General features: G+C 43.9%; 14 protein-coding genes. 11 read left to right on the top strand and 3 right to left on the bottom strand.

What is annotated here, in order from left to right:
* Positions 1-118: 118 nt before the first annotated feature.
* Positions 119-1,339: a serine hydrolase domain-containing protein gene (locus tag PQO05_RS00235; RefSeq protein WP_273630618.1), complete on the bottom strand. Its 1,221-nt coding sequence runs from the start codon at positions 1,337-1,339 to the stop codon at positions 119-121.
* A gap of 583 nt (positions 1,340-1,922) precedes the next feature.
* On the opposite strand from PQO05_RS00235, the gene PQO05_RS00240 reads away from it, so the two are divergent.
* The 6 genes from PQO05_RS00240 to PQO05_RS00265 all read left to right on the top strand — a co-directional run bounded on the left by PQO05_RS00240 (position 1,923) and on the right by PQO05_RS00265 (position 7,949).
* A complete protein-coding gene (locus tag PQO05_RS00240) occupies positions 1,923-2,621 on the top strand; it encodes a hypothetical protein (RefSeq protein ID WP_273630619.1) in 699 nt (232 codons plus the stop codon).
* 12 nt (positions 2,622-2,633) lie between these two features.
* The gene (locus PQO05_RS00245) at positions 2,634-4,325 is read left to right on the top strand and encodes a hypothetical protein (RefSeq protein ID WP_273630620.1); all 1,692 of its coding nucleotides are present in this window, start codon (positions 2,634-2,636) and stop codon (positions 4,323-4,325) included.
* A gap of 301 nt (positions 4,326-4,626) precedes the next feature.
* A complete protein-coding gene (fumC, locus tag PQO05_RS00250) occupies positions 4,627-6,024 on the top strand; it encodes a class II fumarate hydratase (protein WP_273630621.1) in 1,398 nt (465 codons plus the stop codon).
* Positions 6,025-6,071: 47 nt separating this feature from the next.
* The gene (locus PQO05_RS00255) at positions 6,072-6,623 is read left to right on the top strand and encodes a fumarate hydratase (protein WP_273630622.1); all 552 of its coding nucleotides are present in this window, start codon (positions 6,072-6,074) and stop codon (positions 6,621-6,623) included.
* Between the two features lies 1 nt (position 6,624).
* Positions 6,625-7,419: a S1/P1 nuclease gene (locus tag PQO05_RS00260; protein WP_273630624.1), complete on the top strand. Its 795-nt coding sequence runs from the start codon at positions 6,625-6,627 to the stop codon at positions 7,417-7,419.
* Positions 7,420-7,508: 89 nt separating this feature from the next.
* Positions 7,509-7,949: a low molecular weight protein-tyrosine-phosphatase gene (locus tag PQO05_RS00265; RefSeq protein WP_273630626.1), complete on the top strand. Its 441-nt coding sequence runs from the start codon at positions 7,509-7,511 to the stop codon at positions 7,947-7,949.
* A 109-nt stretch (positions 7,950-8,058) separates the two neighbouring features.
* Here the strand turns inward: PQO05_RS00265 and PQO05_RS00270 are convergent, their stop codons facing one another.
* Positions 8,059-8,568, bottom strand: a complete 510-nt coding sequence (locus PQO05_RS00270) for a GNAT family N-acetyltransferase (RefSeq protein ID WP_273630627.1) — start codon at positions 8,566-8,568, stop codon at positions 8,059-8,061.
* Positions 8,569-8,982: 414 nt separating this feature from the next.
* On the opposite strand from PQO05_RS00270, the gene PQO05_RS00275 reads away from it, so the two are divergent.
* Positions 8,983-9,990 carry an IS110 family RNA-guided transposase gene (locus tag PQO05_RS00275; RefSeq protein WP_273630628.1) on the top strand — a complete coding sequence of 336 codons (1,008 nt, stop codon included), beginning with the start codon at positions 8,983-8,985 and terminating at the stop codon, positions 9,988-9,990.
* Positions 9,991-10,163: 173 nt separating this feature from the next.
* Positions 10,164-11,534 (top strand): histidine--tRNA ligase, encoded by a 1,371-nt coding sequence (gene hisS / locus PQO05_RS00280; protein ID WP_273630629.1) that lies wholly within the window; start codon positions 10,164-10,166, stop codon positions 11,532-11,534.
* 723 nt (positions 11,535-12,257) lie between these two features.
* Here hisS and PQO05_RS00285 read toward each other — a convergent pair.
* A complete protein-coding gene (locus tag PQO05_RS00285; RefSeq protein WP_273630630.1) occupies positions 12,258-13,235 on the bottom strand; it encodes an alpha/beta fold hydrolase in 978 nt (325 codons plus the stop codon).
* 341 nt (positions 13,236-13,576) lie between these two features.
* Between PQO05_RS00285 and PQO05_RS00290 the strand changes: the two genes are divergently transcribed.
* From PQO05_RS00290 to PQO05_RS00300, 3 genes are all read left to right on the top strand, one after another.
* Positions 13,577-13,924, top strand: a complete 348-nt coding sequence (locus tag PQO05_RS00290; RefSeq protein ID WP_273630631.1) for a hypothetical protein — start codon at positions 13,577-13,579, stop codon at positions 13,922-13,924.
* A 1-nt stretch (position 13,925) separates the two neighbouring features.
* On the top strand, positions 13,926-14,654 hold the full coding sequence (locus PQO05_RS00295) for a peptidylprolyl isomerase (RefSeq protein WP_273630632.1): 729 nt from the start codon (positions 13,926-13,928) through the stop codon (positions 14,652-14,654).
* 64 nt (positions 14,655-14,718) lie between these two features.
* Positions 14,719-15,492 carry an exodeoxyribonuclease III gene (locus PQO05_RS00300; RefSeq protein ID WP_273630633.1) on the top strand — a complete coding sequence of 258 codons (774 nt, stop codon included), beginning with the start codon at positions 14,719-14,721 and terminating at the stop codon, positions 15,490-15,492.
* Positions 15,493-15,503: the final 11 nt, after the last annotated feature.

Consider the following 15,503-nt stretch of genomic DNA (forward strand, 5'->3'; position numbering starts at 1 on the left):
GCTTGCTTATTAAATGATTAAGTTTATTGGTTTATCAGGCTAACTTGTTGATTAAGTTAGGATTAATATTACAAATAAAAGAAAAACTTATACTACAAATTAATGTGCTATTTTACCCTTACTGATCTTCGGCCGTATCGCCATTACCACTGTAAGCACTCTTGCGAACAACAGGCATACCGGTCATTTTAAACAGATCATCAAGATGCAGCAGGCTGCCGTTTACCACGTTACCCAATAGCACAATGGTAATATCGTTTTTCATATCGCGCAAAAATATATGGCGGAAACCATGCCACCAACCGGTATGGTAAACCACCTTCTCATTAGGGCCCTCGAACAAGCGCCAGCCGTAGCCATAATTAAAGTGGCCGCGGATCATCGGGTTACGGTCTGTATAGGCCGAATCTTGCGTAGCTGCCGAAATTAAACGATTGGCGCGCATGGCACGGTCGAATAAAAACAAATCGCCTACGGTGCTATAAATGCCTTTGTCGCCAACAGGGCCATCCAGGAAGTTTTGTGCTACCGAGTATTTCCAGCTGTTACGGTCGTGGCCTACAACATCAACAGGTATTTTATCATAAGTGGCTTTTGAGTATACATCGGTATGTGCCATGCCCGCCGGTTTAAAGATATTCTCTTTCATAAACTGGGCATAAGGCATGCCGGTTACTTTTTCTATGATAGAACCCAAAACCATAAAGTTTGAGTTATTATATAAGAACCTCACATTGGGTTTGTTGAAAGGCGCCGGTTTATACTGGGCTATCATATCCATAGCCTGCTGATTGGTAACGCCCTTGCGCTGGTCGCGGTGCTCGCTGCGGAAAACGCCATCAATAAAATAAACATAGTTCATCATACCCGAGCGGTGCGTAAGCAACAGCCTGATGGTAATACCGGCATACGGGAAGTTCGGGAAGAAATCGCGTACATCCTGATCGAGTTTTAGTTTGCCGCGTTCCATCAGCATCAGGATGGCGGTAGAGGTCATGGTTTTTGATACCGAAGCCAACTCAAAGCGAGAGTTAATTTTTAAACTATCCTTTGTTAAATGATTTGCCCAGCCGAAAGCATTTTCATAAACAATCTTCCCCTTTTCAGCTACCAGCACATTGCCGTTAAAGCCGCTTACCTGGTGCAGGTGCTTCATAAAGGCATCAATCTGCGGGTCGGCCTTTTTAGGGTCGTATTGTAATAGTTTCTGGGTATCAAGGGGGGCGGTATTAATTGCCGCTGCCGGGCTTGTTGCCTGGTTATGTGGTTTGGAAGAACAAGATGCTAACAGAATAACAGAACAAATTGCCGAAATAAACTTCAAGGGTGCTACACTCATTGGGGATAAAATACTATCGCTTTAATTAATGCGAAAGTCAGAAATTATACAGGACTTGAAAAGGAAAGTTTTAAATATTTTATTTAAACGACAAATGTTTTACGAACAGGAGTGTAATTTCAGAGAGGCTGCGTTTATTAAATAATATTTTTTTACATAAACAAGTGGTTAAATTAAGAGCGTATATGTATTAAGTTTTAAGGACTGTGTTGAAGAAAATGGAAATTTATAACCCTGCTTGGTTAAAAGATTATTAACCCTGAGTGAAAACATTCGTTTAAATTAAAATTTCACATTAAATTAAATCTCGGCCTGAAATTATGTTAACAATCATTGATTTTTTTTGCAAAAAACCTTGTCTGTTACTCTAAATAGTGCTATTTTAGCAATATAAATATATGCCTTATTAACAAGCTGAATAAGGCTTTTCTACCCCGTCTACAGCGAGTGTGTCGGCAAGGATTTTCCGGGCAGATAACATTTAATTTCTCCATCCACTTTTATACAATCCATGCACAGTAACGCGTGCAAACTATCTAAATATCATATATATAGTTTATCCAATATTTAATATTAAAGAACTATGAAAAAAACTCTCCTCTCCTTATCTCTGTTTTTTCTGGCAATATTTTGCTTTCATCAACGGGCTTTGGCTCAGTATGGTGATGCCGGCGGTTATAACAACCAAGGTTCTGTTTCAGGCCAGGTATTGGTTGGTTCGCAGGGTTTTGGCCTCGAAGCCCGGTATGGTATCTCCGAAAGCCTGTCGGGCCGTTTGGGAGGCAGCTTTTTACCGGCAACTGCTAACAATGTATTTACCATTAACGGCTTTAATTCAACCACCAATGTTTCGGCCAAATTTTATAATGTGCACTTACTGGCCGATTATACCCCCAGCGAAGATTTGCAATGGTTACGTATAGTTGGCGGCGCCGCCTATTTGTACAAGGCGCAGGGAAGTATTGGTGTTTTGCCGACAGGTAATTATAACGTTGCCAACTATAGCATCAGCAGCGCCGAAATGGGGAACCTGAATATTGACGTGAGCTGGAAAGGTGTTGCGCCTTATGTTGGCCTCGGTTTTTTTAAATGTTTCCCTTCAAACGTATTTAATATGAACCTCGATTTGGGGACCTACTACCTTAACCAACCAAAATCAACCATTATCGGCACCAAGCTCTTGGCCGACAATTATAAACTGGAACCACAGGTTGATAGCAATTTAAAGAGCTATCGCTGGTTACCGGTACTGCAAGTAAACTTTAATTTCAGAATACAATAACGCCTCCGCTATATGAAAAAATTATTTACACCCGCTATAGCAGCCCTAAGTATTACAGCATGTTTATCGCTGCTTATTTATGCCTGCAAAAGACCCACAGAGGGAATAGACCTTATTGTAAAAACAGATGCGCTATCTAAGTCGCCAACACTGATTGAATATGTTAATGCCAACCCGGCCGGTACACCAATGCCGTCAAGCATGTCTGTTACCGTTACCGACCCGCTTGGTGTGGTACAAACAGACGACGGCGGGAAAATATTTACAGCTTTTAGCGGATTATTGCCTTTAAGTTTAAGCCGGTTTTCGACACCATCGGTAAGTACGCCGGTTTCATTTACAATAGCGCCAAAGGTGCCTACGGGTTTTGTGCCGGTTATTAACACAGTTAACATTACCAGCGATACTGCCGCAACACATACGATAATACCGTTGGTAGAATATGCACACCCGGCCAGCGGCACATCGGCCACTGTTAAAAATACCGCTTTAACAGCAGGCACTTCGGCATTAACTACAGTATCATTACCTGCAAACGGAACAACTGAGGCCTGTACAATTACCATCCCGGCAGGCACACAAATGAAAGATAAGAATGGGGCGGTAATTAACGCTGCAACATTATCTTCGAGTATTGTATACTTGGGCACAACCGCTCCGGCTGCTTATAATTCTTTCCCGGGAGGCTTTAACCCCCAAAATGTTATCGGGACTGATGGTAAGGCTATTGCCGGCAGCGTTACTTTTATAACAGCGGGCTATATTTCTATGAACTTGCTGGCGGGTACCACAGCTGTAAAAAGTTTTTCGAAACCCATTACAGTTAACATGGAGATCAACAGCACTTTAATAAACCCATTAACCGGTGTAAAAGTTAAGGTAGGCGATGTGATCCCTGTGTGGAGCTATGACGAAACCGCAGGCCAGTGGAAATACGAAAGCACGGCAACGGTAATTAAAAATACAAACGGTAACCTGGCTGCCAATATATCGGTTACCCACCTAACCGGCTGGAGCCTCGATTGGTATAGCACAGCGTGCAGCTCAAGCCTGTCTGTTACCGTAAGTATCCCGGGGCTTAACGGAAGCATTGATGATTACGTAGTTTTCCTGGCTTCGGCAAACGACCAATATTTAGGCGGTTTATTTTCGGATAACTCGTGGTCGCACACGGTAAGTTTATTTAATGGCTTTAAGGGCGTAATAGCCAACCTGCCTGCGGGCTTAGGTAACGTTAAGGTTGTTGTTTATGCTAAAAAAGGCGATCCAACTTCTAAAGCAACAGAGTCGGCTATGTTTAGTCCGTGCAGTAAAGGTTCCATATCGCTTTCGTTCCCGGCACCGGTATTGCCCGATATGATAAAGGCCCATATCAGTACGGTTGCTAAATGCACCAGTAAACAAATTGTGGCTTATCCAACCTCATGGATCACCATAAGTGATGTAACCGTACCTACTACTGTTACCACAACCAACGCACACATGGTTAACGGCGTTATTGATGTAAAATTAATCAGCGGCCATAGTTATAGTATGAGTACATCTTATAATGGCAGGACTTTTGGATCGGGCGTATTTAAGATAGACAAAACAACCAATATTTCCATCCCGGCAGGTACGGGGTTATCTGGCACGGCTGTATACAACACAGCAACACAGGTACTTAATGTTAATGCGGTATTTACCCTCAGCAAATGCGGATAAACGCCTCCAATTAGTAATTTATGCATAAGCCGGGTAAGTGATTTTCCCCGGCTTTTTTGTGAGGGGATGGTGTTTGCGTTAGGGATTGAAGCGGATACCGGCCTGCGCATAAGGCCTGTGCCCCGGCTACCCCGTTGGGGCAGGCGTATGAGCGGAAAGCCCGCCCGGCGATAGACGGGAACGCCATGATACATAAATTAGAGATGCTTCTCCCTCAAAATCGTTACTAAAAACTCTTAATTCTTCATCCTTGGCTCTTGGCTCAAAAACCATAACTTTGCCCTGCAAAAATCTATCAATCATGAGTTTCAGAATTGAACACGATACCATGGGCGAGGTACAGGTACCTGCCGATAAATACTGGGGCGCACAAACCGAGCGCTCTCGCAATAACTTTAAAATTGGCCCTGCGGCTTCTATGCCAAAGGAAATTATTGAAGCCTTTGCTTTTTTGAAGAAAGCAGCCGCCTACACTAACACCGATTTAGGCGTATTACCTGCCGAAAAACGCGACTTAATTGCTGCCGTCTGCGACGAAATTTTAACCGGTGCATTGGATGCCGAATTTCCGCTGGTGATCTGGCAAACAGGTTCGGGCACGCAATCGAACATGAACGTTAACGAGGTTGTTGCTAACCGCAGCCACGTATTGCAAGGCAATAAACTGGGCGAAGGCAAAACCTTTATCCACCCGAATGATGATGTGAACAAATCACAATCATCAAACGATACCTATCCTACTGCGATGCACATTGCAGCATACAAAGTAGTGATGGAAACTACCATCCCTGGCGTTGAGAAATTGCGTGATACTTTACAGGCTAAATCTGAAGCTTTTAAAAGCGTGGTTAAAATTGGCCGCACCCACCTGATGGATGCTACGCCGTTAACTTTAGGTCAGGAATTTTCTGGTTATGTATCTCAACTAAACCACGGCTTAAAAGCTTTAAGAAATACACTGGAACACCTGAGCGAACTTGCCCTTGGCGGTACTGCTGTTGGTACAGGTATTAACACGCCACAAGGTTATGATGTTAAAGTTGCCGAGTACATTGCACAATTTACCGGCCTGCCATTCATCACTGCCGAAAATAAATTCGAAGCGCTTGCTGCTCATGATGCTATTGTGGAAACCCACGGTGCATTAAAACAAATCGCAGTATCATTAATGAAAATTGCGAACGATATCCGTATGCTGGCATCTGGTCCGCGTTCGGGTATTGGCGAGATCCATATCCCTGATAATGAGCCTGGTTCATCAATTATGCCAGGTAAAGTTAACCCTACCCAAAACGAGGCCGTTACTATGGTGGCTGCACAGGTTATGGGTAACGATGTGGCTATCTCAATCGGTGGCTCGAACGGACATTACGAGCTAAACGTATTTAAACCGGTTATGGCTGCCAACTTCCTGCAATCGGCTCGTTTAATTGGTGATGCCTGTGTTTCATTTAACGATCATTGCGCTGTTGGTATTGAGCCAAACTATGATGGTATCAAAAAACACCTCGAAAACTCATTAATGCTGGTAACTGCATTAAACCCGCACATTGGCTACGAGAATGCGGCTAAAATTGCTAAAACAGCATTGAAAGAAAATAAATCGCTCCGCGAAGCGGCTGTTGGCCTGGGCTTGTTAACCAACGAGCAGTTTGATCAATGGGTACGCCCCGAAGATATGATCGGAAGTTTAAAATAAAAAGCCCCACCTAAATCCTCCCCTGAAAGGGAGGACTTTTTTGTTTTATGATTAAACGCTCCAACGTCCTTCGTCCTTTATCTTTTATCCTTCTGCCGAAGGCCTCTCTCCTGCTACTTGCTACTTTATTACTGCTACTTAGCGCAGCATCATGTACTTTCAACCCACCGCTACAAGGCAAAGGTGTTGAAGCATTGCAGGGCGAATGGCAGCAGGACACATCGGCCCTGCAAAAAAAACTGGTTAACTATACGTTGTATCATTATAAGTTTGATTGTGATTCGTTCTTCGTGCAAATCAAAACCTTCAGCAAGGTTAATTATGGTGATGATACCTGTATGCGATCTGGCCATTGGGCCGAGTATGCTAAGGGCGCGTATGTGCTGAGGCATGATACCCTGCGCTTACAAGGCCTGTTTTGCACGGCCAACTATCAGTATAAAAATGAGGGCGGCTGTTTCAGGTCGGGGTATTATGATGAGCATTTCACCATCGCAAAAAAAACTGATTCGGTTTATCAGTTTACCAATACATCAAGCGTTACTCCTTTTACTGTTCACTTAGAAAAAAGAAACACCTGTAATCCAAAAGCATTATAACATGAAATTGAATTTTCTTAAAAAACTAATCTTAGGCGTTGCCGTGCTTTATGCACCGGCACAAGCTATGGCATGGGGCACACAAGGCCACCGTATTTGCGGCCAGATTGCCGACAGCTACCTTACCCCCAAAGCTCGTAAAGCGGTACAAGACATTTTAGGTAATGAGTCTGTTGCCATCAGCAGTAACTGGGCCGATTTTATTAAATCAGACCCATCATTCAGCTATCTGTCGTCATGGCATTATATCGATTTCGATAAACCATATACTTATGATGATATGGTTGCCTTTCTGAAAACTGATAAAAACACCGATGCTTATACCAAGCTGGAGTTTATGATCGGTGAGTTAAAAAAGAAGGACCTGAGCAAAGAGAACAGGTTGTTGTACCTGCGTATGGTGATCCACATTGTTGAAGACATTCACCAGCCTATGCACACAGCCCATACCGAGGATAAAGGCGGTAACGATATTAAAGTAAACTGGTTTAGCAAGCCAACTAACCTGCACTCTGTATGGGATAGTGAGTTGATCGATTTCCAACAATTGAGCTACACCGAGTATGCTACCTGGATTAACCACACCACCCCGGCACAACGTGCAGAGTGGCAGAAAGAACCGATCAGCAAATGGATCTTTGATTCGAGTGTTATCGCCGGTAAAATTTATGAAGATGTTAAGCCAGGCGATACCCTGAACTACAAATACAACTTTAACAACATTGCTACAGTAAACCAGCAATTGCTTAAAGCCGGTGTACACCTGGCCGGTTTGCTGAACGAGATATTTATGTAGTTCAGTTGCCGGTTGCCAGTAACCAGAGGTTAGAAAAAGATGATCGACCTGGTTCCTGACAACTGACCTCTGACAACCGACAACCAAACATGAAGATTCTAATGGTATGCCTGGGCAATATATGCCGTTCGCCGCTGGCGGAGGGTATTATGCAGCACCTGGCCGATGAGCAGCATCTAGGCTGGAAGATTGACTCGGCCGGTACCGGTAACTGGCACGTAGGCCAGGGGCCCGACCGACGTTCTACCCGTGTGGCTCGTGAGCGTGGGGTTGACATTAGTCAGCAGGTTTGCCGCCAGTTCAGGGTTTCTGATTTCGATGATTTCGACCATATTTTGGTGATGGACAAAAATAACCTGGCCGACGTGCTGGCTTTAGCACCTAATGCACAAGCTGCCCAAAAGGTTAAGCTATTATTGGGCAATAAGGAAGTGCCAGATCCTTACTATGATGATAAATTGTTTGGCCCTGTTTTCGATCTGGTAGAGGATGGGTGTAAAGCTTTTATTAAAGAATTAACGGGGAAATAAAAGGGATGTCATGCTGAGCTCCGTCGAAGCATGGAGCAGTGGCCTCTGCGCGCGACCCTTCGACGGAGTTCAGGGTGACAGACCAAAAAAGCATTAACAGCAAAGGCGATCATTGATCGCCTTTGCTGTTAATATATAATGGTAAAAGCCTGTTGTTAATAACCACCGTACCGGTTGGTTTAAACCCGGTTTTTAGTAATACCCGTTGCGACAGGGCATTATCAATAGTGGTAATGGCACATATATCTTGTAAGTTCAGGATGTTAAACCCATAGTCAACAGTAGCACGTACCACTTCGGTAGCCAGGCCTTGCCCCCAATATTTATAATTTAAGCTGTAGCCAATTTCTGTACCGCTCATGCCTGCGCGGGCCTCCAGTAACATACAAAGGCCTATAAAATCGCCATCCTCTGCATTAATAAGTGCCCAGCGGCCAAGCTCGGGCTTGTTAATGTAGTCTATCTGCATTTGGGCAAACAATTCGCGAGTTTCGGCGGGTGTGCGGCGGGTAATATAGCGGGCAATCCGCTCATCGGCATTCATGGTGAGCAGATGGTCAATCTCGTCTTCGGCAAATTGGCGCATCAGCACCCGTGGTGTTTGTAAAATTGTCTTCATGTGGCAATACAACTAAGATACAACCAGCCATCCATATCTTTTTTATCTTTCTGTTATTTAGACGGCTTATAAGGATAGCAGCAATAAGGACAGTCATACCCGGCTCTCAATAAACAGGTTGTCATTTCCTTTAGATTAGCTTCAACACAGTAAACAGGTTGTTATTATTGTTAAAGGTTTCTTTTTGCTTCTTTTTCTTTGTTAATAACCTCGAATTTTGTGGATAAAGTTAACAGCGGTAAAGGCGCATTATTGTCATTTCCAGGTATTGAGGCCTATCGTTCGATTTACTCCTTTACCGCTTGTTTTAAACTAAGGCATCAAATAGAAATTAGAGTTCACGAGGCTCATTAGTAAGGAATTGATGGTGTTTAAAACATGTTAACTGTTTACTTACATAAACAGTGTAAAGTTATGGAATTTGAGTTTTTCATCGGTATCGATGTGTCAAAAAATGAACTGGATTTTGCAATTCAGCAAGGGGATCGATTCTTACTTCACAGAGAGATCGCTAATGAGCCATCGGCAATAGGCTCTTTTATCAAAGAGTTGAATAAGCTTCCGGGTTTCAAGCTGGACAAGGCCTTGTTTTGCATGGAGCACACCGGCATCTACAACAATCATTCGCTGGCTTGCCTACAAAAAAAGAAAGCCCATATCTGTCTGGAAGCAGCTACCCAGATCAAGAACTCATTAGGAAATATTCGGGGCAAGAACGATAAGATAGATGCAAAACGGATCGCTGGCTACGCTTATGATAAACGAAATAAGCTAAGCCTATGGGTTCCAAAACGCGAAGTTGTACAACAGCTGGCCCATCTTTCGGCCACACGTTTGCGATTAATAACGATCAAAAAACAACTCAAGGTCCCGCTAAACGAGCATGCCGTGTTTAACTCCGGTAAGATAGCAAGGCAAAGCCTGCAGATCTGTAGTCATTCATTAAAAGCGATCGATGAGGATATTAAAAGGGCAGACAAAGCCATTGAGCAAATAATCCAGGGAGATACAGAACTTAGTCGCTTATTCAGTCTTGTCACCTCGGTAGTGGGTATCGGTAAAGTGACTGCGCTTCAGACCATTATTACGACCAATGAATTCAAGGACATTAATAACCCTAAAAGCTTTGCGTGTTACTGTGGTGTAGCTCCATTCAAAGAGGATTCCGGTAAGGTTGTCAAAAAAGCCAGGGTATCGCACATGGCAAATAAAAAGGTGAAAACTTTATTGCACCTATCGGCCATCGTTGCTATACAATATAACGCAGATCTAAAACGGTTTTATGAACGTAAGGTATTAGAGGAAAAGAAGAATAAGATGAGTGTGATTAATGCGGTCAGAAACAAACTCATCTTGCGTATTTTCGCTTGCGTAAACCAAAACAGGCCGTACGAAAAAAATTATCATAAATTAATTGCATAGATCATAGAAATCGAACGAGCGGAAGGGGAATTGTGCGATGGAGCGAGGAGAAATCTTCTGCGCCTCGTTTCTGCTTCGTGCCGGTCTAAAATGGGCTATTATAAACTTGTCCTCAAGCGCAGGGTCCTCTACGAGAGACCCTGCTGAGACGAAAAAATTTTTACCTTTGCCGCATGGCCGCTATTAAACCATCTGTACCCAAAGGAACCCGTGACTTCTCGCCCGCCGAAATGGTGAAGCGCAATTATATTTTCGATACCATTAAATCTGTGTTCCGCAAGTATGGCTATCAGCAGATAGAAACCCCTACCATGGAGAACCTATCCACCCTTACCGGAAAATATGGCGATGAGGGCGATAAGTTGATTTTTAAGGTACTCAATAGCGGCGATTATTTAGCTAAAGCAGACGAGCCATCGTTAACTGCCCGTAACTCAAATGCGCTGACTTCTTCAATTTCTGAAAAAGCCCTTCGTTATGATCTTACCGTACCCTTTGCCCGTTACGTGGTAATGCACCAGAACGAGATTACCATGCCTTTCAAGCGTTTCCAGGTACAGCCGGTTTGGCGTGCCGACCGTCCGCAGAAAGGTCGTTATCGTGAGTTTTACCAATGCGATGCTGATGTGGTAGGTTCTGACTCATTATTGAACGAGGCCGAGTTTATCATGATCTATGATGAAGCGCTCTCGAACTTAGGTTTGAAGGATTTTACCATCAAGATCAATAACCGCAAGATATTATCAGGCATAGCCGAAATTATCGGTAAACCAGAGTTGATTATCGACATGACAGTTGCCATTGATAAACTGGATAAAATCGGTTTAGATGGTGTGGTAAACGAACTACTGACTAAAGGTTTTGTACAGGAAGATATAGACAAACTGGAACCCATCATTTTACTGGAAGGTACCAATTACGAAAAACTGAATAAGCTGCGCCATGTACTGGCTTCGTCGGCAACCGGCTTAAAAGGCTGTCATGAGCTTGAAGAAATTTTCGAATACATCAATAACTGCAAACTCCAACGCGCCACTTTAGAGCTGGATATTACCCTGGCACGTGGTTTAAACTATTATACAGGAGCTATCTTCGAGGTTAAAACCAACGAAGCCTTTATGGGCAGCATCGGTGGCGGCGGCCGTTACGATGACCTTACCGGTATGTTTGGCCTTAAAGGCTTAACCGGTGCCGGTATCTCTTTCGGTGCTGATCGTATTTACGATGTACTGCAGGAGCTTGAATTGTTCCCCGAAGGAAGTAACCAAACCACTAAAGTGTTGATCTGCACGTTCGATAAAGGCGGCGAAATTTACGCCCTGCCCCTGCTACAACAACTCCGCGCCGAAGGTGTTAATGCCGAGCTTTACCCTTCGGGCACCAAAATCAAAAAACAGTTCGACTACGCCAACAACAAAAACATCCCTTATGTGGTAGTAATCGGCAGCGATGAAATTGAAAGCGGTCATCTTACTTTCAAGAATATGAGTAGTGGGGAGCAGGAGAAGTTAACGGTTAATCAGATTTTGGCGAAGGTTAAATAATACTATTCATATAGCACGTCATTGCGAGGTACAGCCTGTCCCGGATTTACTTCGGGAAAGCAACCTCAGACCGATTAGTACTAACAATAATAGCGCAGAAACTACTATGAAGGGTTTGTGCGGTAACGTATGTCAGTCCCGCTCAATCGCCGCGGGTAGGCTGTTACTTTTGGCTTGATCCAAAAGTAACCAAAAGATCAAGACGCAAAAAAGCTCCACCGCACAAGTCCACCGCACGGCCACGCTTTTGCGTCAGGGCCTCCGCTTCTTTTGATTGTCCTACAGCTTTCTTTTCCTCATTTTATCTTGTTTCCTGACTCTCGGTTCTTGCTTCTCTTTTCCTTCGGCAAACAGCTTCGGCTAAAAGCGGTCAGAACAAATGATGGTCCTGTGCGAAGGAAAAAGGCATTGGAGATTTTGCAGAAGGGCGAGCCTGTGCGAACGCAAGTAGGGCAAAAGATCCCGGCCTGTGTTGTTCTGAACGCTGTGCGCATGGCCTCGTGCGTAAAGAAGCCTTTTGCCGATGGGCGCTTTGGTTACTTTGGCGCCCCAAAGTAACAGCCCACCCGCGGCGATTGAGCGGGACTGACGTACGTAACAGCACAAACCCTTCATAGTAGTTTCTGCGCTATTATTGTTAGTACTAATCGGTCTGAGGTTGCTTTCCCGAAGTAAATCCGGGACAGGCTGTACCTCGCAATGACGTGCTGCATGGATGCTCAATTATATATTCCCTATTAACGCTTTCAAAAACTCCTCCTTAACCTCTATATGCGGTATATGCCCGCAATTATCAAACTCAATCAACTTACAATCGGGTATTTTCTTCGCGGTTTCTGGCCCTAAAACTTTATACTGGCCGTGTTTCGTTTTTTCTTCGTCGCTTAAAAGCGCTTTGCCTACAATGGTTTTATCTTCTTTGCCGATAAATAATACAGTTGGTACTTTAATAAGGCTGAACTCGTAGCAAACCGGTTGTTCGTAGATCATCTCAAATGTCATGGCGGCAACTTTGGCGTAACGGGAGAAGTTTGTGCTTTTATTAACGTTGGCTGCTATTTTAACCAGGTAATCATAACTCGTGTCCCATTTGGTGAAATAGGAGTTCATGTAATAGCTTTTAACGCTTTCGTAAGTGGTTTTAAGCTCGGTTTTGTAATCGTCTTCGGCAGATTGGTACGGAACAAAGGTTCGGTAATCTTCCAGACCGATTGGGTCTTCTAACAATAGTTTCTCTACACGATTAGGGTACATTAATGTAAACCGCGTAGCCAGCATGCCGCCCATGGAGTGGCCGAGTATGGTGATCTTATCGATACCTAAACTATCCAGCAATATATTATTATTTCGGGCGAGGCTATGGAAACTATAATGAATATAGGCTTTGTCTGATTTGCCGAAACCAACCTGATCTGGCACAACAACACGGAAGCCTTTACCAGTTAGGGTTTTGATCACACTTGTCCAATAATAACCACCAAAGTTTTTGCCGTGGAATAAGATCACAGAGCGGCCATTTGGATTCTGAGGCTTTACATCCATATAAGCCATTTTAATATCCTGCCCCTCCTGTTTCAAGTGTAGAAACTTAACCGGGTATGGATACGCCACATTATCAAGGTTGATGGAAATGGTATCGGGCTGGGCAAAGGCACAAGCACCGAATAAAATGAAGCTGATTAGGATAAATAATTTACGCATAAAGTAAATACGTACGGGTTTTATAAATGTTTATGCGATGTTGTGATGGTGGAATATAGTTAATGCGTTGCAGACCTATTATTGTCACAAAAAACAACTTTTAAGTAAGTAAAAGTGGAACAGGGCACGAATCGAAAATGGAGCGTAAACAGTATTTAATTATTTTAAAATGAGATAATTAAAAATATACCAACCGGCATAATAAATACTTTTAAGTCTGTAACATGGAACATGTGGAATGCTCCACTCGTGGTTTCCACTTATTGCACCAAATTAAATTACATTTTGCCTACGCATTTGGCTGCCAACTTAATTGGTGTAATAAGTTAAATTTGCAAACTATGACTCCTGCTGAAACCAATAAAAGATGGGCCGAACTTCAAAAGAAGATCTCGGAAGATTTTGATACCGATGTGCCCGATATAAAAGTAATGCTGTTCTTAATCGGTGTGCAGGAACTGGGCAAAGGCCCAAAGAAGTTCAGCAAACGCCAAAAGGAAGAATTGATGCACATTGCCACCTGCAAGCTGCTGAGTAAAATGGGCTTCTATGAACTGGAGGCTTTAGACCAGGACGGCTGGCCGCACTGGAAGTTGACGGGCACCATCCCAAACTATACTATGATGGAGCAGGAAATGTTGATGAAATCGCTGATAATTGATTATTTTGATGAACTCGAAATGAATTGATATGAAGAAACCGATACTCTTAACCGTACTGCTATTTATTACTGCATTTGCTTTCGCCAAAGGGCCCAAGCACCAGTATGTACGGATCACAACCAGTTATGGCGAGGTGATTATTCGTTTGTATAACGAAACACCACAGCACCGCGACAATTTTATTAAGCTGGCTAAACAAGGCTTTTATAACGGAACGCTGTTTCACCGGGTAATCCAGAACTTTATGATCCAGGGCGGCGACCCGGATTCTAAGACAGCAAAAACCGGCGCGGAACTTGGAAATGGCGATCTAAAATATACCGTACCAGCCGAGTTTAAAGACAGCCTTTTCCACAAACGCGGCGTACTTGCCGCAGCGCGAGATGATAACCCGGCCAAAGCTTCGAGCGCATGCCAGTTCTATATAGTAGAAGGCAAACGCTGGACCGATGGCAAATTAGATACGCTTGAAAATACCCGGCTAAAAGGTCGTAAAATACCAACCTGGCAGCGCGAATGGTACAAGACCGTAGGAGGCGTGCCTCACCTCGACCAAAATTATACGGTTTATGGCGAAGTAGTAAGCGGCATCGATATGGTTGACCGTATTGCCGCCGTAAAAAAAGACGCCAAAGACCGCCCGCTGCAAAACGTACCCATGACGGTTGCCCTGCTTAGCAAAAAAGAATGCGAGCAACTGGATAAGTTAATTGCACCATCGCCATCATTGCCACAAGCAGAGTTGGGAGACAAGTAGATTTAAATTATATAAAATAAGAAAGGAAGCCCCCTCTCCTTTGGAGAGGGCTGGGGAGAGGTTCATGAAAATTATTACCTATAACGTAAACGGCATTCGTTCTGCCATTAGTAAAGACTGGCTGGCCTGGTTACAGGCTACCGATGCCGACGTAGTTTGCCTGCAGGAAATTAAGGCTACGCCTGATGTGCTGACCGATTTGCATTTGGTTGAAGCTTTAGGTTACCAACATTACTGGTACCCTGCCGAAAAGAAAGGTTATAGCGGTACCGCCATCCTAACCAAGCATACTCCAAAGCATGTGGAATATGGCTGCGGTATCAGCGATTTTGACCGTGAGGGACGCAACATTCGTGTTGATTTTGAAGGACTTTCGGTAATGAGCGTATACTTCCCGTCAGGCTCGAGCGGGGATGAGCGCCAGGTATTTAAATATCGTTTTCTGGATGAGTTTGGCGCATACCTAAAACAAGTAAGAGAAATTTGCCCGCGCCTGGTGGTTTGCGGCGATTATAATATTTGCCACAAGGCTATTGATATCCACAATCCAAAATCGAACGCAAACTCATCGGGCTTTTTGCCGGAGGAGCGCGCCTGGATGGATACGCTGGTGGAGTCGGGTTTTATAGATACCTTCAGGCATGTTAACCAGGAGCCGCATAATTATACCTGGTGGAGTTTCCGTGCCGGTGCCCGAGGCAAGAACTTAGGTTGGCGTATCGATTATAATATGGCCACCAAAGAGTTGGAAAGCCATATTAAACGCGCAGCCATTTTGCCCGAAGCCCGCCACTCCGACCATTGCCCGGTACTTTTAGAGCTCGATTTGCAAGTTTAATTTTGTAGAAA

Source organism: Mucilaginibacter jinjuensis (assembly GCF_028596025.1).
Lineage (GTDB): Bacteria > Bacteroidota > Bacteroidia > Sphingobacteriales > Sphingobacteriaceae > Mucilaginibacter > Mucilaginibacter jinjuensis.